The following is a 21,824-nucleotide window of genomic DNA, read 5'->3' as shown; positions in this document are numbered from 1 at the left end:
TGTCTTGCGACAGTTCGGTGGTCGGCTGATCGAGCCGCCCGGCTCAGTGCGTCGCGGCGGCTTCGATGCCCGAGATCCGGGCGTGCTCGTCGAAGCGGATCGTGCTCGCCCCGGTCGCATCCGAGACGATGGCGCCCGAGTAGGCGTCATCGGCCCACTGCATGCCCCATCCGGCGAGCCGGGCGAGATCCCACGCCGCGCTGCGCTCGTCGGCGATCGTCAGGCCGTCACGGATGCGCGGCAGCGCCGTCGTGGCCTGCGCGACGGTGAGGACGGGCAGGGGGAGATCGAGCAGGAACACGGCGCGCGACCCTCCGCCGGTCGGGGCGGAGTAGTACGGCGAGCGCCCGATGATCTCCACCGCGACGCCGCCGATCGTGTGAGCGGTCTGCGCGACCCACGCCTCGACATCCTCACCGGTCTCATCGGGGAAGGGGATCTCGGGCGTGGTGAGCTCGACGATCCCGTGCTGCTCCCCGTACGCGCGCAACGCGGCGGCGGGGCCGTCGGCCTCTCCCCGTGGGTGCGCCCAGCCCCACAGCAGCGACCGGGGGCCCGGAGCGATCGTGGCGATGAGGTCGACGCGGGCGACGAGCTGTCGGGACGGGGCGTCGGCAGCCGTGAACGTGAGCGTCCGCGCCGCCATGTCGATGTCCCACTTGTTCTCGCCGAGGGCGTCCGTTGCCTCGGCGAGGGCGTTCTGACGCAGCGCAGTGAACAGCGAGGCACGATCGGCAAGGGACTGCAGGGCGGCGAAGGTCATGCCTCCAGTGTCGCGCGAACCCCTATGAATCCGCCACGGGTGCGCCGATCGCTCAGTCGCCAGCCCGCTCAGTAGCCGGTGCGCTCCGGGTCGACGGCGCCGGGGATCCAGTCGGCGGCGAGCTTCTCGGTGGCGCGCGCGAGGATCGACACATCGGCCGCGACGAGGGCGAAGTCGGCGCCGGCGTCCAGATATCGCCGTGCCATGGCGGGGTCGAAGGCGTTCACGCCGACGGGCGTGCCCGTCTCGCGCACGACGCGGATCGTCTCGGTCACGGCCGCCACGACGTCGGGATGCCCCTGCTGCCCGAGCAGGCCCATGGAAGCTGCGAGGTCGCTGGGTCCGACGAAGACGGCATCCACTCCGTCGGTCTCCGCGATCGCGCGGGCGTTGCCGACGGCCGCGGCCGACTCGATCTGCACGGTGAGCGAGGTGATCTCGTGCGCGCGCTGCAGGTAGTCGTCGATCCGGTTGAACTGCCCGGCGCGCGCCAGAGCACTGCCGACGCCGCGGATGCCCCGCGGCGGATAGCGGGTGGCGGCCACGGCGGCGGCTGCCTGTTCGGCATCGTCGACCATGGGCACCAGCAGGTTCTGCGCACCGAGGTCGAGCACCTGCTTGATGCGCACGGCGTCGTTCGCCGGCACGCGCACGACGGGCGTGATCGGGTATGGTGCCACGGCCTGCAGCAGGGCGAGCATCGTCTCGAGGTCGATGGGGCTGTGCTCGCCGTCGATGAGGGTCCAGTCCAGGCCCGAACCCGCCACGACCTCGGCGATGATCGGGCTGCCCGAGCAGATCCAGGCGCCCATGAGCGGGCGGTCGGCCTCGGCGAGCCGGTCGCGGAACGACGGGGCCGGGGTCAGACGAAACGGCATTGGATCACTCCCATCGGGCCATAGTCGCAGAGCACGTCGTCGCCGCGTGAGACCCACATCGGGCGGGTGAAGGATCCGGCCAGGATCAGCTCGCCGGCCTCCAGTCGCGCGCCGTGCCGAGAGAACTTGTTCGCCAGCCACGCCACGCCCGTGGCCGGATGCCCCAGCACCCCCGCGGCGACCCCCGTCTCCTCGATCTCGCCGTTGCGGTGCAGCAGCGCCGAGACCCAGCGCAGGTCGATCTCGTCCGGGCGCTTGCGCACGTCCCCGAGCACCATGGCGCCGTATGCGGCGTTGTCGCTGATTGTGTCGACGATCGTGCGCCCCTCCAGCTCGATGTGCGAGTTGAGCACCTCCAGGGCCGGCACGGCGTAGTCGATCGCGGCCAGCGCATCGTCCAAGGTGCAGTCGGGGCCCTCGAGGGGGCGCGCGAGCATGAAGGCGAGCTCCACCTCGATGCGCACGTTCGAGAAGTGATCGAAGGGGATCTCGGCGCCGCTCGCGTACACCGTGTCGTCGAACATGACGCCGTAGTCGGGCTCGGTGATGCCCGTCGCCTGCTGCATCGCCTTGGAGGTGAGCCCGATCTTGCGGCCGATCAGCCGGCGCCCGGCGGCCTGCTGCGCATCGCGCCAGACGCCCTGGATCGCGTAGGAGTCCTCGACCGTGGCCTCGGGGTGACGGGCCGTGATCCGGGGGATCACCCCGTGCGTGCGATCCGCCTCCGCCAGCTCGGCGGCGAGCCGGGTGATGGTGTGCTCATCGAGCATCGGATCCTCCTTCCTTCGGTGGGATGCCTTCGGTGGGATACGCGGCCTACAGCTGATTGCCGAGCTTGCCCTCCCGCTCATCGCGGCGTGTGTAGGAGAAGCCGTCGGCGCCGACGGTGACCGCCATCTCCGAGCTGTCCGTGCGGGCGATGACCGGCTGCGGGTTGCCGTCGAGGTCGAGCACGAGCGAGCCGTCGGTGTACCACGAGGGCACGACGGGGTTGCCCCACCAGTCGCGGCGCTGGTTGTCGTGCACGTCCCAGGTGATGACGGGGTTGTCCGGGTCGCCGGTGTAGTAGTCCTGCGTGTACACCTCCACGCGGTGTCCGTCGGGGTCGCGCAGGTAGAGGTAGAACGCGTTGGAGACGCCGTGCCGGCCAGGGCCCCGCTCGATCGCGTCGGAGCGGCGCAGGGCCCCGAGCTTGTCGCAGATGGCGAGGATGTTGTGCTTCTCGTGCGTGGCGAAGCACACGTGGTGCATCCGAGGGCCGTCGCCGCCGGTCATCGCCGTGTCGTGCACGGTGGGCTTGCGCCGCATCCAAGCCGCGTAGACGGTGCCGGACTCGTCCTGGATGTCCTCGGTGACGCGGAAGCCCAGGTCCTGCATGTACTTCACAGCCCGCGGGACGTCGGGCGTCATCTGGTTGAAGTGATCCAGACGCACGAGCTCGCCGGGGACGTGCAGGTCGTAGCGCCACGACATCCGCTCGACGTGGTCGGTCTGGTGGAAGAACTCGTAGGGGAAGCCCAGCGGGTCGATCACGCGCACCGCGTCGCCGATGCCCTTGACGAAGCCGTCCTCGCTGCGGCGCACCTCGCAGCCGAGCTCGGTGAAGAAGGCCACCGCCTTGTCGAGGTCGTCCGCCGCGCGCACACGGTAGCTGAACGCCGCGACGGCCGCGACCGGGCCCTTGCGCAGCACGAGGTTGTGGTGGATGAACTCCTCCGTGGAGCGCAGGTAGATCGCCTGGTCGTCCTCCTCGGTGACGTACAGCCCGAGGATGTCGACGTAGAACTCGCGGGATGCTGCGAGGTCGGTGACGACGAGCTCCATATACGCGCAGCGCAGGATGTCGGGTGGCGCGCTCGCGGGCGTCGCGACGGGGTTGTCGGTGACGATCGGCGCCTCCTGGCTCACGTAGTAGCCCGCGGAGGTGAGGGTCATCTGCTCTCTGTCGGTCATGTCAGCGTCCTCACTGCTTGCCGAAGGTGGGGTTGTGCGGTTCGCCGAGCGTGATGTGCACGCTCTGCTGGTCGGTGTAGAAGTCGATCGAGCGGTATCCGCCCTCGTGGCCGAGTCCGGAGGCCTTCACACCGCCGAAGGGGGTGCGGAGGTCCCGCACGTTGTTGGAGTTGAGCCACACCATGCCGGCATCGATCGACTGAGCGAAGTTGTGGGCGCCCTTGAGGTCGTTGGTCCACACGTACGCGGCCAGGCCGTACTTGGTGTTGTTCGCGAGTTCGAGCGCGTCCGACCAGTCATCGAACGGCGTGATCGCGACGACGGGGCCGAAGATCTCCTCCTGGAAGATCCGGGCGTCGGACGGCACATCGGCGAACACGGTCGGGGCGACGAAGTTCCCCTCGGGGAAGCCTTCCGGGCGCCCCCCGCCGGCGACCAGCCGCCCCTCGGTCTTGCCGAGTTCGACGTACGACATGACCTTCTCGAAGTGCTCGGGATGCACGAGTGCGCCGACCTCGGTCGTCGGATCACTCGGGAGCCCGACCTTCACGCGCTTCGCCTGCGCGGCGTAGCGCTCCACGAACTCGTCGTACACCGAGCGCTGCACGAGGATGCGCGACCCGGCCGTGCAGCGCTCACCGTTGAGCGAGAAGACGCCGAAGATGCACGCGTCGATGGCGAGGTCGAGGTCGGCGTCCTCGAAGACGATCGCCGGGCTCTTGCCGCCCAGCTCCATCGACAGCCCCTTCAGGTGCGGCGCGGCGTTGCCGAAGATGAGCTGTCCGGTCGAGCTCTCGCCCGTGAACGAGATGAGCGGCACGTCCGGATGCTTAACAAGGGCGTCACCGGCGTCTTCACCGAGGCCGTTCACGAGGTTGAACACACCCTGCGGGAGCCCGGCCTCTTCGAAGATGCCCGCCCACAGCGAGGCCGACAGCGGCGTGAACTCGGCGGGCTTGAGCACGACGGTGTTGCCGGTGGCCAGAGCGGGCCCCAGCTTCCACGACTCGAGCATGAACGGCGTGTTCCACGGCGTGATGAGGCCTGCGACGCCGATCGGCTTGCGGTTGACGTAGTTGAGCTGCTTGCCCGGAACCTTGAACGCATCGTCGGACTGCGCCACGATGAGGTCGGCGAAGAAGCGGAAGTTCTCGGCGGCGCGACGCGCCTGACCCAGCGCCTGCGTGATCGGCAGGCCGGAGTCGAAGCTCTCCAGCTCGGCGAGCCGCTGATCGCGGGATTCGACGATGTCGGCGATCCGGTGCAGCACGCGCGAACGCTCGCGGGGGAGCATCCGCGGCCAGGGGCCCTCGACGAACGCCCGGCGGGCAGCGGCGACGGCCAGGTCGATGTCGGCCTTCGTGCCCGCGGCGGCATGGACGTAGGTCTTGTTGGTCACGGGCTCGAGCACCTCGAAGGTGCCGCCGTCCACCGAGTCCACGAATGCGCCGTCGATGTAGTGCTGGATCTTCTCAGGGAGGTCTGTCGGGATGCGAGCCTCGGTCATGATCGTCCTTCCGTGGGGATCTGTTCGCGTTCGGGGTGCCGGGCGCGCAGGAAGGCATCCATGGTGCGCCAGCGGTGGTTGCGCGCGGCCAGCTCGATCTCGAGCGGGTCGGCGCCGGAGCGGATGAGGTCGAGGATCTCGGCGTGCTCCTCGACGGAGTGCTGGGCGCGCCCCGGCACCGAGGCGAACGTCGTGTCGCGGATGCTCGAGAGGCGATGCCATCCACGATGCACGAGATCGAGCACATGCGGATTCGGGCATGCTTCGTACAGGGCCGAGTGGAACTGCTTGTTCAGATCGGTGAACACGTGCGCGTCGAAGTGCTCGAGCAGCCGCTGCATCCGGTCGTTGACCGCCTCGGCACGGTCCAGCGCCGCGGCGTCGAGCAGAGGGGCCGACAGCGCCGTGGCCAGACCCTCGACGAGACCGAGGGTCTGCATGGTATGCGCGTACTCGCCCTCGTCGACGAGCGTCACGCGCGCGCCCACGTTGCGCTCGAACGTCACCAGCCCCTCCGCCTCCAGGCGACGCACGGCCTCGCGCACGGGCACGACGCTCATGCCCAGCTCATCGGCGATCGAGCTCAGCACGAGCCGGTACCCCGGTCCGAACGCGTGCGCCGAGATGCGCTCGCGCATCCACGCATAGGCGCGCTCGGACTTGCTCCCCTCGGCGGCGGTGGTCGTGTCGGCGCCGTCCGCGACGGTGCTCATGCTCCCCGCTCCGTGTCGGCGTCGTATTTCGCGCGCCACTGCGCGTTCATGGGAAAGAGCCCGTCGACGGGGTGCCCGGCCGCCACCTGCGTCGCGATCCAGGCGTCCTCGTCCTCCTGGGCGAGCGCGGCATCGACGACCTCCTCGACGAGGGCAGGCGGGATCACGATCACGCCGTCGCCGTCGCCGACGATGACATCACCGGGTTGCACGGATGCGCCACCGCAGGCGATCGTCGTGTCGAGCTCCCACGGCACGTGCCGCCGGCCCAGCACCGAGGGGTGGGCGCCCTGGGAGAAGACGGGCAGGCCGATGCGGGCGACCTCGTCGGCATCGCGCACGCCGCCGTCGCTGACGACGCCCGCCGCGCCGAGCGTCTTCGCACGCAGGGCGAGGATGTCGCCGAGCGTGCCCGTGCCGGCGTCGCCGCGGGCCTCGATCACGACGACCTCGCCCTCGCCGACGTCGTCGAAGAGGCGCTTCTGCGCGTTGTACCCGCCGCCGTGGGCCGTGAAGAGGTCTTCGCGGAAGGGGATGAACCGCAGCGTGCGCGCCGTGCCGACGATCTTTGCGCCGGGGATGTTCGCGTGCACGCCGTCGATGAAGCAGGCGTGGTGGCCGCGTTTGCGCAGCTGTGCCGAGAGCCCGGCCGTCGGTGCCTGTTCGAGCTTGGCGCGCAGGGCGGGGGAGAGGCCCTGCGTGGCGGCGGACAGCCCGGCGGCTTCGCTCGATCCCTCTGCGGGAAGGCCCGCGCTCTCGCGCGAACCCCAGGCCTCTGTGCGCTGGAGGTCGTCGACCGAGGGGAGCGACCCGAGGGTCTCGTCGAAGGGGTGCTCGCCCTGCGTGACGGTGGTCGTGAGCCGGCCCGAGGTGGCGCCGGTGGTCGGCACGTCGACCTCGACCTCCACGACGTCGCCGGGGACGACGACGCTCGACCCCGCCGGCGTGCCGGTGAGGATGACGTCGCCGGTGTTCAGCGTGAAGTGCTGCGAGAGGTCGGCGACCAGTTGCGGCAGGGAGAAGAACATCCCCGCGCTCGTGTCGTCCTGACGCAGTTCGCCGTTGACCCAGGTGCGCACGCGGATGCCCTCGGGGTCGAGCCCCGCAGCATCGATGAGCTCCGGGCCGACCGGCGTGTAGCCGTCGCCGCCCTTGCTGCGGACGTTGGAGCCCTTGTCGGTCGCGCGCATATCGTACAGGCCGAGGTCGTTCGCGGCGGTGACGGCGGCGACGTGCGTCCAGGCGTCGTCGATGCCGACCCACCGCGCGCGCTCGCCGATGACGAGCGCGATCTCGCCCTCGAAGGCCAGCAGCTCGGTGCCGACGGGGCGCTCGACGGTGCCGCCGGTAGCGGAGACGGAGCTGACCGGCTTGAAGAAGTAGGAGGGATGCGAGGGCCGGCGGCCGCGCTGCGCCGCACGCGACTCGTAGCTCAGATGCACGGCGATGATCTTGCCGGGAGTGAGGGGGAGTGACACGGATACGCCTCCTTGCGAATGCGACGAACGACTCGTTCCCGAGTTTACTCTTGCGTCGTATCTCAAATCGTATACGATCAAGCCATCTGCGGCAAGCCCGATTCGAGCGCCTCGTGTCGGATATGCCGTGACGACGAGGTCACAGGAACAGGAGTGTCCATGAGCGGACAGCAGGCAGAGGGGTTCACCCCCACAGGAACCATCGCGAACGCGGCCGATCGCCGCCGCGTCGTGTTCGCCACCGTGGTCGGAACCACCGTCGAGTGGTACGACTTCTTCATCTACGCCACCGCCGTCGGGCTCGTCTTCGGTGAGCTCTTCTTCAAGCCGCTGGGCGCCGACAGCATCCTCATCGGTTTCGCGACAGTCGGCATCAGCTTCCTGTTCCGCCCGCTCGGCGCTTTCCTCGCCGGCCATTTCGGCGACAAGCTGGGGCGCAAGCGCGTGCTCATGTGGACGCTCATCCTCATGGGGGCGGCGACCGCGCTGATCGGCGTGCTGCCCACTTACGACGCGATCGGCATGACCGCGCCGGTCCTGCTCGTGCTGCTGCGCATTCTCCAAGGGCTGTCCGCCGGCGGAGAGTGGGGCGGCGCCGTGCTGATGGCCGTCGAGCACGCGCCGAAGCGCAAGCGCGGTGCGTTCGGCGCATCGCCGCAGATCGGCGTTCCGCTGGGGCTGCTGCTGGCCTCGGGCGTCATGGCCATCATGACGGCGATCGCACCGGGGGAGCAGTTCATCGCCTGGGGCTGGCGCATCCCGTTCCTGCTCAGCGTCGTGCTCATCGTGGTCGGCTACTACGTGCGCCGCAACGTCGAGGAGAGCCCGGTCTTCGCCGAGCTCGCCGAGCGCAAGGAGAAGGCGAAGATGCCGATCGTGCAGCTGTTCCGCAAGCACCTGCTGCTCGTGATCATCGCCGCGCTGGTGTTCGCCGGCAACAACGCCGTCGGCTACATGACCACCGGCGGATACATCCAGAACTACTCCACCGACCCCGAGGGCCCCCTCGCACTCGCGCGCGGACCGGTACTGTGGGCCGTGGCCGGCTCCGCCGTGACCTGGCTGCTGTCGACCCTGCTCGCCGGCTTCGTCTCGGATCGGCTCGGCCGCCGCACGACGTACATCATCGGCTGGGTTCTGCAGCTCGCCGGCGTGTTCGCCCTGTTCCCGCTGGTGAACACGGGCAACATCGGTCTGCTGTTCGCGGGGCTCGCGATCCTCACGATCGGTCTCGGATTCACCTACGGCCCCCAGGCGGCGCTGTACACGGAGCTGTTCCCCGCCAGCATCCGGTTCTCGGGCGTCTCGATCTCGTACGCGATCGGCGCCATCGCCGGCGGTGCGTTCGCCCCGACCATCGCCACGGCGCTGGTGAAGGCGACCGGCACGACCATGTCGGTGACCTGGTACCTCGCCGGCATGACGGTGATCGGCCTGATCGCGACGCTCCTGCTGCGCGACCGCAGCGGCATCCCGCTGGGGCCGGAGCACGAGGAGGAGCAGGCCGTCAGCCCGATCTACGGGCTCGCCAGGGCCTGAGGGGGTGCCCCTCCGCGCGTTGACACCGCGGAGGGGCTCCGCGTAATCTTTCCCCAGCCCTGCGCTGCGTCGACGCAGGCCCTGGATCAGCAGACAGGCCCACTGAGCTGGCACCCGAGCGGGGCCGGCCGGTTCCGCTCCACCGAGCAAGGAGTGGGACATGCCGCACAGGATCTGGATCTCGAACCCGCAGGGGATCTTCACCGCCACGGACGCCGACGCGACCGCCGGGATCGTCGTCGAAGACGGCGTCATCGCCGAAGTGCTGGGCGCTGGTCACACGCCTTCAGCCCCGGTGGACGAGACGCTCGACGCGAGCGGCCACGTCGTCATCCCGGGCATGGTCAACACGCACCATCACTTCTACCAGACGCTCACCCGCGCCTGGCGGCCCGTGGTGAGCACCCCGCTCTTCCCCTGGCTGAAGAACCTCTACCCGGTGTGGGCGCGGCTCACCCCGCGCGACCTGGAGCTGGCGACGACCGCCGCGATGGCCGAGCTGCTGCTGTCGGGCTGCACGACCGCGGCCGATCACCACTACCTCTTCCCTGCCGGGCTGGAGAACGCGATCGACACCCAGGTCGAGGTCGTCCGCCGCCTCGGGATGCGCGCCACGCTCACCCGCGGATCCATGTCGCTGGGTGAGGATGAGGGGGGCCTGCCGCCGCAGAGCACGGTGCAGGATCCCGAGGTGATCCTCGCCGACAGCGTGCGCCTCATCGAGCAGTACCACGAGCGCGGTCCGGGAGCCAGGGTGCAGATCGCCCTCGCGCCCTGCTCGCCCTTCTCCGTCACGCGCGAGACAATGCGCGACAGCGCGCTGCTCGCCGAGAAGCACGACGTGCGCCTGCACACGCACCTCGCCGAGACGATCGACGAGGAGGACTTCTGTCGCGAGATGTTCGGCATGCGCACGGTCGAGTATCTGGACAGTGTCGGGTGGCTGACCGATCGTACGTGGCTGGGCCACGGCATCCACTTCGACGATGAGGAGATCGCACGCCTCGGTGCCGCGGGCACGGCGGTGGCGCACTGCCCGTCGTCGAACATGCGCCTCGCCTCCGGAATCTGCCGTGCCGTGGAGCTGGAGGATGCCGGAGCGCCGGTGGGACTGGGCGTCGACGGCTCGGCCTCGAACGACCACTCGAACATGATCTGGGAGGCGCGTCAGGCCCTGCTCATCCAGAGGCTGCGCTACCCCGCCGAGCAGGTCACGCCCGAGCGGGTGCTGGGCTGGGCGACACGCGGCTCGGCGGCGGCGCTGGGGCGCACTGACATCGGGCGGCTCGAGGTGGGCGCGCAGGCGGATCTGGCGATGTATCGTCTCGACGAGCTGCGCTTCTCCGGCAGCCACGATCCGATCTCGGCGCTGCTGCTGTGCGGGGCCAGCCAGGCTGACCGCGTCATGGTCGCGGGCGACTGGCGCGTGCTCGACGGTGCGATCGCCGACCTGGATCTGGCGGAACTCATCGCCAGTCACACCGCGGCCGCGAAGCGTCTCCTCGCCGACGCCTGATCCCGTCCCCGGGGCCGGCTACGCGCCGAGGGATGCGCGGATCGCGTCGGCGCTCTCGCGCAGACGTGCGGCGATCTGCGGATCCGTGAGGTCGGTCGCCACGTGCACCACGGCGATGGCGAGCGGCCGCTGGCCGCGCAGCTGTAGAGGCACGGCCACCGCCTGCACGGTGGGGATCACCTCGTCGTGGCTCGTGGCGAAGCCGTCGACACGGATGCGGGCGACCTCGTCGCGCAGGGTCGAGGAGACGTCGGCGGGCCACTCCTCGTCGCGCACCTGCGCGAGGATGGCCTTGCCGGGTGCTCCCACGGTGACGGGATGCCGCGCACCGGGATGCTGCACGACACTGGCCACCGCGTGCCGCGGCTCCACGCTCACAAGCGTGATGCATTCGCCGGCATCGAGCACGCCCAGGAAGCACGTCATCCCCAATTCGTTGGCGACGGCGGTGAGCTCGGGGAGGGCCTCGGCCTGAAGGTCGTGGGCGACGCCCGCGGCCAGGGCGGCCATGCGCGGGCCCAGCGCCATGAGGCCGGCGGCGTCGCGCACGATGAGGCCGTGATCCTGCAGTGTGCGCAGCAGCCGGTACGCGATTGACCGGTGCACCCCGAGCCGCGCGGCCAGCTCGTCGATCGAGAGCGCGGTGCGCGCATCGGCGAGGATCTCCAGCAGTCGGATGCCGCGGCTGAGCGTCTGCGACGCGGGGGCGGTCTGCTGTGCCACGGGGTCTCCTCCTGCGTGCGAGTGGGATACGAGCGGGATCGGGACGCGCCTTGTGTCGCCCCGCAAGGTCGTATACGATTTGTTCAATATCAGAACGGTACGTTCGAATATAGAACATTCGAGAGATACGTACAAGACCGCGCGGACGCGGCTCGGAAAGGATCGACGACGATGCAGTTCCATCACCACGGGTACGTCTCCGGTGATCCCCGGATCGCGGACGCCGCGGGAACCGGCATCGACCGGCCCGCAGACCTTCCCGACGAGATGGACGTGCTCATCGTCGGATCGGGCCCTGCAGGCATGCTGCTGGCCGCGCAGATGTCGCAGTATCCGGACGTCACGACCCGCCTCATCGAGAAGCGCGACGGCCGCCTCGTGCTCGGGCAGGCAGACGGCATCCAGCCGCGCAGCGTCGAGACCTTCCAGGCGTTCGGCTTCGCCGAGCGGATCGTCGCCGAGGCGTACAACATCGGCTGGATGAACTTCTGGGGGCCCGATCCGGAGCAGCCCGACAACATCATCCGCACCTCCCGCACCGAGGACTACGGACTCAAGATCAGCGAGTTCCCGCACCTCATCGTCAACCAGGCGCGCGTGCTCGACTACTTCGCCGAGGCGGCCGCACAGGGTCCAGGGCGCATCGCCCCGGACTACGGCGTGGAGTTCCTCGGACTCACGGTGCACGAGGAGGGCGAGTACCCGGTCGAGGTGCGCGTGCGATACTCGGCCGGGCTCCGCGAGGGCGAGGAGCGCACGATCCGCGCGAAGTACGTCGCCGGCTGCGACGGGGCGCGCAGCGGCGTGCGCGAGGCGATCGGGCGGGTGCACGTGGGCAGCATCGCCGCGCACGCCTGGGGCGTCATGGACATCGTCGTGAACACGGACTTCCCCGACTGGCGCACCAAGTGCGCGATCAACGCCAAGGCGGGCAACATCCTGCACATCCCGCGCGAGGGCGGATACCTCAGTCGCGTGTACGTCGACCTCGGCGAGGTGCCCGAGAGCGACAACCACGCCGTGCGCAAGACGCCGATCGAGGAGGTCATCCGTCGGGCGAACGAGATCCTGCACCCGTACACGCTGGACGTGAAGGAGGTCGCCTGGCACAGCGTCTACGAGGTCGGCCATCGCGTCACCGACGGGTTCGACGACGTGCCCGAGGGCGTCGACCGAACCCCGCGCGTCTTCCTCACCGGCGACGCCTGTCACACGCACAGCGCCAAGGCCGGTCAGGGCATGAACGTGTCGATGCAGGACGGCTTCAACCTCGGCTGGAAGCTCGGATCGGTGCTCACCGGGCGCAGCCCGGAGTCGCTGCTGGCCACCTATGCGGCCGAGCGCCGGCCCGTCGCCCAGCAGCTCATCGACTTCGACCGCGAGTGGTCGAGCCTCATGGCCCGCAAGCCCGAGGAGATCTCGGATCCTCAGGATCTCGCGACCTACTACCTGGCCACCGCCGAGTTCCCCTCCGGATTCATGACCCAGTACGCGCCGTCGGCGATCACGGGGGATGCTGCGCATCAGGCGCTCGCCGCCGGATTCCCGATCGGCAAGCGCTTCACGTCGTCCGAGGTCGTCCGCGTCTGCGACGGCAACGTCGTGCACCTCGGGCACCATGCCAAGGCGGACGGACGCTGGCGCGTGTACGCGTTCGCCGATGCGGGGGGCGCGAAGGTCCGCGAGTGGGCGTCGGCCGTGACGCCGCTGATCGCCCGGGTCACGCCGGTGGATGCCGACGCGGATGCCGTGATCGATGCGAAGGTCGTCTATCAGGAGGGCTTCGACGTGGTCGAACAGCTGGCATCGCCCGAGCTGTTCCTGCCGAAGACGGGCTCGCTGGGACTCACGGACTGGGAGAAGGTGTACTCGGCGGCGCCCAACGCGTGGTGCCGAACCGACATCTTCGACGAGCGCGAGCTGTCGCGTGACGGGGTCGTCGTCGTCGTGCGCCCCGATCAGTACGTGGCCGCCGTCCTGCCGATGGACGCGACGGCCCAGCTCGCCGAGTTCCTCGAGGGTGTGTTCCTGCCGGCCTGAGACGGTCCGAATCCCAGACGATGCGGACCTCGTCCCGTTCAGGTCGCAAAGGATGCCGTTATTGCGGCCCCGGAGCGGCACGATTCGCGACCTGAACCGGCGTCGGTGGGGCGGATGCGCGTGACACGTGTCATGCGAACGAGGTGACACCACCCTCCGGACTCCGGAGTGCCGCGCGGCCAGGCTGGAGGCATGAGCACAGCAGCGGAAACGCAGACTCACGAATCCACATCGACCAACGCGTCCGAGATGGCCGTCTCCATCGAAGGGCTGCACAAGCACTTCGGTCTCGGCGAGCGCACGGTGAAGGCCGTCGCCGGCATCGACCTCAGCATCCGTCGCGGCGAGATCACCGCCCTCCTCGGGCCGAACGGCGCGGGCAAGACCACCACGCTCGACATGCTGCTGGGACTCACCGATCCCAGCGCAGGATCGGTGGCCGTCTACGGACAGCGACCCGCACGGGCGGCGAAGGCCGGCGTCATCGCCGGAGTTCTGCAGACCGGTGGGCTCCTCTCCGACCTCAGCGTGCGCGAGACCGTCGAGGTCATCGCATCCCTGCACGGAGGCGACGCCCTCGCCCGCGTCCCCGCGGTGCTGGACCGCACGGATCTGGCGCCCATCGCGCGCCGCCGCATCTCGAAGTGCTCGGGCGGCGAGCAGCAGCGGGTGAAGTTCGCGCTCGCGCTCGTGGCCGATCCTGACATCCTCGTGCTGGACGAGCCGACCGCGGGGATGGACGTCACCGCCCGCCGCCATTTCTGGGACGTCATGCGCGCCGATGCAGATGCCGGACGCACGATCCTGTTCGCCACCCATTATCTCGAAGAGGCCGAGCAGTTCGCCCGCCGCACGGTCGTGATGCATCGTGGAGTGATCGTCGCCGACGCCCCGACCGCACAGCTGCGTGCGAACCTCGGCGGCCGCACGCTCTCCGCCGACCTCCCCGCAGGCGGTGCGGACGAGCTGGTGCTCCGGCTCGAACGGACCGAGGGAATCGGCGACGTGCGTATCGACGCCGGCCGTGTGAGCCTGCGTGCTGCCGACTCGGATGCTGCGGCATCCGTTCTGCTGAACGCCGGCGCGCACGATCTCGAGATCGCGGCCCCCACCCTTGAAACCGCCTTCACGGCTCTGACGGAGGACTGATCATGACCATCTCACCCACGATGATGCGCGTCGAGGCGATGCGTCAGGTGCGCAACCCCTACACCCTGGCCTTCACCCTCGCGATGCCGGTTGCGATGTACCTGCTGTTCGGCGCGAGCATGGGCTACGGCGACATCTCCGCCGGACACGGCAACGTCAAGTTCTACGTGATGGTGTCGATGGCGGCGTACGGCACAGCGGTCGCGATGAGCTCGCTCACCTCGCTCGCCGCGACCGAGGCCAAGCAGGGCTGGGGACGCCAGCTCGCGATGACACCGCTCGGCACGGCCGGGTACGCGATGACGAAGCTGCTCACGGCGGTCTCGTTCGCCGCGCTCGCCGTGATTCTCGTCTTCGCCGCAGGGCTCGCGACCGGGGCGGAGGCCACGGACGCCTGGCGCTGGTGGGCGGCGGCCGGCATCATCCTCGGCATCGGCCTCATCTACGGCCTGTTCGGTCTCGGCGTCGGCCTGTTCTTCAACTCCGACTCCGCGGCGGCACTGGCATCCATCTCGATGACCTTCTTCGCGTTCTTCGGGAACGTCTTCATCCCGCTCGACGGCGTCATGCTCGACATCGCCCGGTTCACGCCGCTGTACGGCTTCGTGGCGCTCAGCCGCTGGCCGCTGACCGACGGCGTGCTGACTACGGGGCAGACCGATCCGCTCTGGGGGGTCGTGCTGAACGTCGTGGTGTGGCTCGTGATCTTCGCGGTGCTCGTCGCGGCGGGCGTCAAGCGCTCGCGGTCGCGCCGCTAGGGTCGACTGCATGGCGGAAGACGTGACCCGCGACGCGGTGTCGGCCTCAGCGGCCGGCGCCGCGCCGGCGGCATGGGCGGCGTCCGGCGCGCGGCGGCCCCGGCCGGGGTCCGGGTCGCCGTGGGAGCGCTACGGCTGGCTGATGGCCGTGATCTGGCTCGTCTTCCTCGCGTACCCGCTCATCCAGCTGGTCCGCTCGGAGGCGTCACAGGGATGGATCGTCACGGGGTGGGCGGCGCTGGTGGCGTTCGTCGTCGTCTACGTCGCGGGCTTCATCAACGGCATGAGCTTCGGCGGCGGAGGGCTCGTCGATCCGCCCAGGCCCATCCAGTGGGCCGCCTTCGGCGGAATGATCGCGTGCGCCGCACTGACGATCCCCAGTATCGGCGGATACGCGGTCGGCTTCCTGCCGTTCATCATGTCGTTCGCCTCCTACGGCCTGAACCGGCTCGCGCACTGGGTCACGGCGGCCGCGAGCGTCAGCGTCACGGGCGTGCTGGTGTTCCTGCTGCCCGATGGCCTCTCGTACGCATCGGTTCTCGCGATCATCGTGCTGCTGGGCGTGGTGAACACGGTCTCGACGAGCCTCATCATCCGCTCGGCCGAAGCGGAGCGGCTGGGGCTCGAACTCGCCACGAGCGAGGGGCGCGAGGCCGTCGCCCGCGACGTCCACGATCTCGTCGGTCACTCCCTCACGGTCGTGAAGCTCAAGGCGCAGCTCGTGCGCCGCCTCATGGACAGCGACCCGGAACGCGCGAAGGCCGAGCTCGCTGACATCGAGTCCCTCACGGCGGAGGCGATCGCGGGCGTCAGGGCGACCGTCGCTGGCGTGCGCAGCGCGACGCTCTCGGATCAGTTGCGGTCGTGCCGCGACGCCCTGGGCGCCGCCGACATCGCGCTGCGCGTCGACGGGGATGCCGCGGCTCTGTCGCCCGCGCAGTCGCTCACGGCGAGCTGGATCCTGCGCGAAGCGACCACGAACGTGCTGCGCCACTCCGGCGCGCGGACCATGACCGTGCGGATCGCGCCGGGGACGTTCGCCGTGATCGACGACGGCCGGGGGGTCGGCGGCGCGGAGGGCAACGGGGTGCGCGGGATGCGGGAGCGGGCGACGACGGGAGGCGCGACCCTTGCCGTCAGCGCGCCGGAGAGCGGTGGCACGCGTGTGGAGGTGACGTGGTGAGCGGCACAACGCCCATCCGCCTTGTCGTCGTCGACGATCAGGCGATGCTCCGCGGGGCGCTCGCCGCCCTGCTCGAGCTGGAAGACGATCTCACCGTCGTGGGGACGGCCGGCGACGGGGCGGAGGCCGTGCGCGTGGTCGCGCAGGCGCATCCGGACGTCTGCCTCATGGACATCCAGATGCCCGGTATGGACGGGATCGCGGCGACGCAGGCGGTGCGGGCGGCGAGCTCGGCGACCCGGGTGCTCATCGTCACGACCTTCGCGCGACCCGGCTACCTGCGTTCCGCGCTGGAGGCCGGTGCGGACGGCTTCGTCGTGAAGGACGCTCCCGCGGAGCAGCTGGCCGATGCCGTGCGGCGTGTGCACGCGGGGCTGCGGGTGCTCGACCCCGCGCTCGCCGAGGCGAGCTTGTTCGAAGGCGCCAATCCGCTCAGCGAACGCGAGCGGCAGGTGCTTCGACTCGCCGCCGACGGCCGCAGCGCCGCAGCGATCGCCGCGGAGGTGTTCCTCTCTGCGGGCACCGTGCGCAACACCCTGTCGTCGGCGATCGGCAAGGTCGGCGCCGCCAACCGTGCTCAGGCCGTGCGCATGGCTCAGGACAAGGGCTGGCTCTGACTCACGATGTCTGTCGGTGTCGAGTTCCGGTCAGGAGTTCACGCGGATGATCTCCTGCTGGTAAGGAGCCACGACATCGCCGGAGATGCGCAGGTCGAGCACGAGGAAGCGCCGCTCTGCGGGATCCTCCGCGGCCCATTCGCCCAGCCGGTCGAGGTCTTCGAGGCGGCGCACGACGACGCCTTCGCCGCCGGCGGCCGTGCCGAGCGCGGCGAAGTCGGCCTCGGGGATGCGCATCGGCCCCTCGGCGAGCCCCTTCAGCCCGTAGAGGTTGACCTCGGCGCCGTACGCGGCGTCGTTCCAGATCACCGCCATCCCGCGACCGGCGGCCGAGCGCACGGCGGATTCGAGATCGGCGATCGCCATGAGCCCGCCGCCGTCGCCGCTGGTGAGCACGACCGTCGACTCCGGTCGGGCCCTGGTTGCGCCCACGATGCTCGGCCAGCCCAGACCGATGGACTGGAACGCGGTGCCGACCATGATCATCCGATCCGGCGACGCGACCGGCCAGTACATGTTCGCCCAGCCGATGAAATGCCCGCCGTCGGAGACGACGACGCGGTCGTCGGGCAGCAGCTCGGCGATGCGGCGGGCGGCGGAGCGGGGATCGAGCCGGCCGTCGGGGGCGAGCTCGTTGCCGGGCGCGTACGCGCGGGCGGCGGTGACGGCATCCGCATCGCGCCACGGCGCGCGGTGAGAAACCCCTTCCTGCATGAGAAACCCCCTAGAGCGGGGTTTCTCATGCAGAGAAGGGTTTCTCGCGGAGGTGAGACGGTCGACGAGCGCTTCGGCGACCAGCCGCGCGTCGCCGCGGATGAACCCGCCGATGTGCGCGTGCGTCGCCGCGGGGGCCACGTCGACCTGGAAGACGCGCGTTCCCGGTGCGAAGAGCTCGCCGAAGCGCATCGTGAACTGGTTGAGGGATGCGCCGAACACGACCGCGACGTCGGCCTCCCGCACGAGCGACATGGCGCCCTCGGCGCCGAACCCGCCCGTCACCCCGAGATCGTACTCCGCGGCGGGGAACACACCCCGGCCGAGCGCGGTGGATGCCGTCAGGGCTCCGACCCGATCGGCCAGGGCGCCCAGTGCGTCCCCTGCACCGGCGAGCCACGCCCCGCGCCCGGCGAGCAGGAACGGACGCTCGGCGCCGCGCAGCGCTGCAGCGATCTCGTCGAGCATCCCGTCGGCGAACTCGCCCGCGGGGGCGAGCGCCACGGGAACGCGCGGCGCGGGCGCCTCGGGCACGACGCCGGCCTCGAGCGCCGCGACGTCGTACGGGATCGCGAGCACGACGGGAACCCGGTAGGTGAGAGCATGCTCGATCGCGATGACGGTGGTGGCCGCGGCATCCGCGCGCCCCGTCGTATAGGTGCGCGCGCCCACCGCCGAGGCGAGCGCGATCTGGTCGACATCCCACGGGCGCGGGCCCGAGGTCGGCTCGTCGCCCACGACGAGCACGAGCGGGATGCGCGCCTGCACCGACTCGGCGAGCGCCGTGAGCGTGTTCGTGAACCCGGCGCCGTAGGTGGCGGTGGCTGCGGCGATGCGCCCCGAGGCGCGGTAGTGCGCATCGGCGGCGACGACCGCGCCCTGCTCGTGGCGCACGGCGGTGAACAAGGCGTCGGTCTGGGTGGACAGCGCGTCGAGGAAATAGGCGTTGCCGTTGCCCATGAGGCCGAAGACGTGGTCGACGTGCTGGGCGAGGGTGAGCGCGACGTGCGCGGAGACGGTCGGCATGAACGTGCCTTTCGAGACGAAGGAGTGGTGTTCCGTATGTGTCTCGCGCGACGCGCTGCGGCATCGCAGGCTGCGTGCCCCTTTTTCGGGCACCGGCGGCGGTGTGTGCACGACCGCCGGACGGCCCCAGTCTACCGCCGCGTCGATGCCTGCACCGCTGCGCCTGCGCCGGCGACGGGGACGGCGATGCGGATGGGTGAGAATGAGGGGATGACGGATGCAGACGACGGGCGCGAGACGCTCACGTGGGATGGGTTCGGGGTGGCCACGCGCGACCTCGCACGGCGGATTCTCGACAGCGGCTTCGTGCCGGAGGTGGTCGTGGCCATCGCGCGTGGAGGGCTGCTGCCGGCCGGCGCCATCGCCTACGGGCTCGGGGCGAAGAACTGCGGTGCGATCAACGTGGAGTTCTACACCGGTATCGGCACGGTGCTCGACGCGCCCGAGGTGCTGCCTCCCGAACTCGACATGGAGTACCTGAACGGACGTCGCGTGCTGCTCGTCGACGACGTGGCCGATTCGGGGCGCACCCTCGCCCTGGCCGTCGATCTGCTGCGCGGACGCGGCGCCGATGTGCGCTCGGTGACGATCTACACGAAGCCGGGCACGGTCATCCAGCCCGACTACGCGTGGAAGGACACCCCGCTGTGGATCAACTTCCCGTGGTCTTACCGGGGCACGGTGCGCGAAGAGGATCTGGGTCTGCCGCCCACGGCATGAGCCCATGTCGCGGGTCGACCCGCGGCATCACAGCCCGGTGAACCGCGGTGCGCGCTTCTGCGCGAACGCGGCGAAGCCCTCCCGGTAGTCGGCGGTGCCGCGCAGCGCCTCCTGCACGGCGTTCTCGACGGCCATCGACTCCCACAGCGCGAGGCGCTCGTCGCGGATGCGCGTCACGAGCGCCTTGCTCGCCAGGAACGCCTGGGTGGGCCCGTGGGCTGCAGCCGTCGCCGCGGCGTGCGTCGCTTCGAGCACCTCGTCGTCCGGGAGCGCTCGCGAGAAAAGACCCGCCGCGACGGCCTCGGCGCCGGTGAGCAGCCGCCCGGTGTAGACGAGGTCGAGGGTGCGGTGCGCGCCCAGCCGGTCGACGAACAGGGCGTGACCGCCCGAGTCGAGAAGCGCTCCCAGCGCCGCGAACGGCGAGCCGATCTTCGCCGACTCGGCGATGTACACCACATCCGTCGCGATGAGCAGCCCGAGCCCCACGCCCAGGCACGCGCCGTGCGCGGCGGCGAAGGTGGGGGCGGGGAAGGCCGACATGCGTCGCAGCAGCGGCGTGAGCAGTCCGTCGAGGTAGCCCGGCACGTTGTCGGTGGCCGGATCCACCCCGGCGATGTCGCGGCCCGCGCAGAACGACGGGCCCTCGCCGTGCAGCACGAGGGCGCGCACGCGCACCTGCTCCGCCTCGGCGTATGCGGCATCCAGCTCGCGCAGTGCCTCGGCGTCGAGGGCGTTCCGCTTGTCCGGCGCGTTCAGCACGACGTCGGCGACGTCGTCGGCGATCGTCAGCTCGATCATGGCCGCTCACTCTCCGATCATCCGTCGTAGTCGACGACGATCCGCTCGGTGGTGGGGTGGGACTGGCAGGTGAGTACATACCCGCGTTCGATCTCGTCGGGCTCGAGCGCGTAGTTCTCGGCCATGACGACGTCGCCCTCGATGAGGCGGGCGCGGCACGTGCCGCATACGCCTCCGGCACACGCGAACGGTGCATCGGGGCGCACGCGCAGGGCCGCGTCGAGCACGCTCTCGTGCGCATCCACGGGGCTCCGCACGAGGGATGAGACCCCGTCGAGGGTGAGCTCGATGCGACGGCTCGGGCCATCGGCACGAGGCGCGGTGGGCCGCTGTCCGCGCGCGTTCAACGTCGTGGGCGAGTCCGGCGTCGTGAAGAGCTCGAACCGCACGTTCTCGCGGGTCACGCCCTGGTCGGCGAGCACACGCCGGCACAGCGCGACCAGCGGATACGGCCCGCACAGGAACCACTCGTCGACCGTGGCGGGCGGGATGAGCGCGGCGAGGATCATGCGCAGCTTCTTCTCGTCGATGCGGCCGGACAGCACCGGCACCGTGCGCTGCTCGCGAGAAAGCACGTGATGCAGCACGAGCCGGGTCGGATAGCGGTCTTTGAGGTCGGACAGATCGTCGAGGAACATCACGTCGCTCGTGGCGCGGTTGGTGTAGAGCAGGGTGAACCGGGTCGACTCGCATGCCGCGAGCAGGTCGCGGGCGAGCGCCATGAGCGGGGTGATCCCCGAGCCCGCCGCGATGCCGACGACGTGCGCGCCGTCGAGCCGTTCGAGCGCGGAGACGAACGTGCCCTGGGGGCTCATCACGTCGATCCGGGTGCCCGCGACGAGCCCGGTCTGCGCCCACGTCGAGAACACGCCGCCCTCGTCGCGTTTGACGGCGATGCTCAGCACCGCCGAGCCGTCGACCCGGTGCTCGGGAGGGCGGCAGAGCGAGTACGAGCGGCGCACCTCGGCGCCGTCGAGGCTCGTGCGCAGCGCGACGTACTGGCCGGGACGGTAGTCGTAGTCGTCGGCGAGCTCGGGCGGCACGGCGAACGAGACCTCGATCGCGGCGTCGGTGAGCGGACGCACGTGGCTGACGGCGAGGGAGTGGAACCGGGCGCGGCGGCGCGGGGGCGACTCCGCGGAGCCGTCCGTCGCGGAGCTGCGGGTCGCGGCGCCGAGAGCCGTGGAACGGGCGAGCGGCGCGGCGATCGGCGGGCGGAACAGGCTCATCAGAACGCCTTGAAGTGGTCGAACGGCTCCTGACATGCGCCACAGGAGTACAGCGCCTTGCACGCTGTGGAGCCGAAGCGCGAGAGCTCGCGCGTGTCGAGCGAGCCGCATCGCGGGCAGCGCACCGACAACCGCAGCGGGATCGGACCGGACGCCGCGCGGCGCCCGGTGGGCGGGGCGATGCCGTACGCGGTCAGGGCGCGCCGGCCCTTCTCGCTGATCCAGTCGGTGCTCCACGCGGGGGAGAGCACGAGGCGCACGTCGACCTCGGCGTAGCCGGCCGCCGTGAGGGCGAGCACGAGGTCGTCGCGGATGGCGTCGATGGCGGGGCAGCCGCTGTAGGTGGGGGTGATGTCGACCCGCACGCAGTCGCCGTCGACCTCGACCGTGCGCAGGATGCCGAGATCGTCGATCGTGAGCACGGGGATCTCCGGGTCGACGATGCGCGCCGCGACCTTCCGGGCCCGGTCGGCACGAGGTTCGGAGCAGGGCTCGCCGGGGGCGGTGCGGCGGCCGATGG

20 protein-coding genes are annotated in these 21,824 nt (G+C 70.3%); 8 read left to right on the top strand and 12 right to left on the bottom strand.

Annotation, left to right across the window (positions count from 1 at the left end; genetic code table 11):
- Positions 1-43: 43 nt before the first annotated feature.
- The 7 genes from BKA02_RS02315 to BKA02_RS02285 all read right to left on the bottom strand — a co-directional run bounded on the left by BKA02_RS02315 (position 44) and on the right by BKA02_RS02285 (position 7,292).
- Positions 44-763 (bottom strand): DUF6882 domain-containing protein, encoded by a 720-nt coding sequence (locus BKA02_RS02315; RefSeq protein ID WP_179430913.1) that lies wholly within the window; start codon positions 761-763, stop codon positions 44-46.
- 68 nt (positions 764-831) lie between these two features.
- Positions 832-1,641, bottom strand: a complete 810-nt coding sequence (locus tag BKA02_RS02310) for an HpcH/HpaI aldolase family protein (RefSeq protein ID WP_179430911.1) — start codon at positions 1,639-1,641, stop codon at positions 832-834.
- Positions 1,626-2,411, bottom strand: a complete 786-nt coding sequence (locus BKA02_RS02305) for a fumarylacetoacetate hydrolase family protein (RefSeq protein ID WP_179430909.1) — start codon at positions 2,409-2,411, stop codon at positions 1,626-1,628. Before BKA02_RS02305 ends, BKA02_RS02310 begins: the two co-directional genes overlap by 16 nt.
- 46 nt (positions 2,412-2,457) lie before the next feature.
- Positions 2,458-3,594 (bottom strand): 3,4-dihydroxyphenylacetate 2,3-dioxygenase, encoded by a 1,137-nt coding sequence (gene hpaD / locus BKA02_RS02300; protein WP_179430907.1) that lies wholly within the window; start codon positions 3,592-3,594, stop codon positions 2,458-2,460.
- Positions 3,595-3,604: 10 nt separating this feature from the next.
- On the bottom strand, positions 3,605-5,101 hold the full coding sequence (gene hpaE, locus BKA02_RS02295) for a 5-carboxymethyl-2-hydroxymuconate semialdehyde dehydrogenase (RefSeq protein WP_179430905.1): 1,497 nt from the start codon (positions 5,099-5,101) through the stop codon (positions 3,605-3,607).
- Positions 5,098-5,814, bottom strand: coding sequence for a GntR family transcriptional regulator (locus BKA02_RS02290; RefSeq protein ID WP_179430903.1), 717 nt, complete (start codon positions 5,812-5,814; stop codon positions 5,098-5,100). The genes hpaE and BKA02_RS02290 overlap by 4 nt, the downstream gene beginning before the upstream one ends.
- Positions 5,811-7,292 carry a fumarylacetoacetate hydrolase family protein gene (locus tag BKA02_RS02285; RefSeq protein WP_179430901.1) on the bottom strand — a complete coding sequence of 494 codons (1,482 nt, stop codon included), beginning with the start codon at positions 7,290-7,292 and terminating at the stop codon, positions 5,811-5,813. The genes BKA02_RS02290 and BKA02_RS02285 overlap by 4 nt, the downstream gene beginning before the upstream one ends.
- A gap of 159 nt (positions 7,293-7,451) precedes the next feature.
- On the opposite strand from BKA02_RS02285, the gene BKA02_RS02280 reads away from it, so the two are divergent.
- Positions 7,452-8,831, top strand: coding sequence for an MFS transporter (locus BKA02_RS02280; protein WP_179430899.1), 1,380 nt, complete (start codon positions 7,452-7,454; stop codon positions 8,829-8,831).
- A 160-nt stretch (positions 8,832-8,991) separates the two neighbouring features.
- The gene (locus BKA02_RS02275; RefSeq protein ID WP_179430897.1) at positions 8,992-10,347 is read left to right on the top strand and encodes an 8-oxoguanine deaminase; all 1,356 of its coding nucleotides are present in this window, start codon (positions 8,992-8,994) and stop codon (positions 10,345-10,347) included.
- Between the two features lie 18 nt (positions 10,348-10,365).
- Here the strand turns inward: BKA02_RS02275 and BKA02_RS02270 are convergent, their stop codons facing one another.
- The gene (locus tag BKA02_RS02270; RefSeq protein ID WP_343045321.1) at positions 10,366-11,070 is read right to left on the bottom strand and encodes an IclR family transcriptional regulator; all 705 of its coding nucleotides are present in this window, start codon (positions 11,068-11,070) and stop codon (positions 10,366-10,368) included.
- A gap of 171 nt (positions 11,071-11,241) precedes the next feature.
- On the opposite strand from BKA02_RS02270, the gene BKA02_RS02265 reads away from it, so the two are divergent.
- From BKA02_RS02265 to BKA02_RS02245, 5 genes are all read left to right on the top strand, one after another.
- A complete protein-coding gene (locus tag BKA02_RS02265) occupies positions 11,242-13,110 on the top strand; it encodes an FAD-dependent monooxygenase (RefSeq protein WP_179430895.1) in 1,869 nt (622 codons plus the stop codon).
- 192 nt (positions 13,111-13,302) lie between these two features.
- Positions 13,303-14,259, top strand: coding sequence for an ABC transporter ATP-binding protein (locus BKA02_RS02260; protein ID WP_179430893.1), 957 nt, complete (start codon positions 13,303-13,305; stop codon positions 14,257-14,259).
- Between the two features lie 2 nt (positions 14,260-14,261).
- Complete coding sequence (locus BKA02_RS02255) at positions 14,262-15,017, top strand: ABC transporter permease (protein ID WP_179430891.1); 756 nt, start codon at positions 14,262-14,264, stop codon at positions 15,015-15,017.
- A gap of 10 nt (positions 15,018-15,027) precedes the next feature.
- The gene (locus BKA02_RS02250; protein ID WP_179430889.1) at positions 15,028-16,200 is read left to right on the top strand and encodes a sensor histidine kinase; all 1,173 of its coding nucleotides are present in this window, start codon (positions 15,028-15,030) and stop codon (positions 16,198-16,200) included.
- Positions 16,197-16,817: a response regulator gene (locus BKA02_RS02245; RefSeq protein ID WP_343045320.1), complete on the top strand. Its 621-nt coding sequence runs from the start codon at positions 16,197-16,199 to the stop codon at positions 16,815-16,817. Before BKA02_RS02250 ends, BKA02_RS02245 begins: the two co-directional genes overlap by 4 nt.
- A 30-nt stretch (positions 16,818-16,847) precedes the next feature.
- Here BKA02_RS02245 and BKA02_RS02240 read toward each other — a convergent pair whose 3' ends face one another.
- Positions 16,848-18,557, bottom strand: coding sequence for a thiamine pyrophosphate-binding protein (locus BKA02_RS02240; RefSeq protein ID WP_179430886.1), 1,710 nt, complete (start codon positions 18,555-18,557; stop codon positions 16,848-16,850).
- A 210-nt stretch (positions 18,558-18,767) separates the two neighbouring features.
- Here BKA02_RS02240 and BKA02_RS02235 point away from each other — a divergent pair, with 210 nt between their 5' ends.
- Positions 18,768-19,277, top strand: a complete 510-nt coding sequence (locus BKA02_RS02235) for a phosphoribosyltransferase (protein WP_179430884.1) — start codon at positions 18,768-18,770, stop codon at positions 19,275-19,277.
- Positions 19,278-19,304: 27 nt separating this feature from the next.
- Here the strand turns inward: BKA02_RS02235 and BKA02_RS02230 are convergent, their stop codons facing one another.
- From BKA02_RS02230 to paaD, 3 genes are read right to left on the bottom strand one after another with little or no spacing between them, the layout of a single operon-like run.
- Entirely contained in the window at positions 19,305-20,075 is a 771-nt protein-coding gene (locus tag BKA02_RS02230; RefSeq protein WP_179430882.1) for an enoyl-CoA hydratase/isomerase family protein, read from the bottom strand.
- A 17-nt stretch (positions 20,076-20,092) separates the two neighbouring features.
- Entirely contained in the window at positions 20,093-21,304 is a 1,212-nt protein-coding gene (paaE, locus tag BKA02_RS02225) for a 1,2-phenylacetyl-CoA epoxidase subunit PaaE (RefSeq protein WP_179430879.1), read from the bottom strand.
- The gene (gene paaD / locus BKA02_RS02220) at positions 21,304-21,822 is read right to left on the bottom strand and encodes a 1,2-phenylacetyl-CoA epoxidase subunit PaaD (RefSeq protein WP_370467891.1); all 519 of its coding nucleotides are present in this window, start codon (positions 21,820-21,822) and stop codon (positions 21,304-21,306) included. The genes paaE and paaD overlap by 1 nt, the downstream gene beginning before the upstream one ends.
- Between the last annotated feature and the right edge of the window lie 2 nt (positions 21,823-21,824).

The sequence above is a fragment of the Microbacterium pseudoresistens genome (assembly GCF_013409745.1).
GTDB lineage: Bacteria > Actinomycetota > Actinomycetes > Actinomycetales > Microbacteriaceae > Microbacterium > Microbacterium pseudoresistens.
Note: the sequence above shows the minus strand (reverse complement) of the source record. Positions and strands in the feature narration are given on the sequence as shown.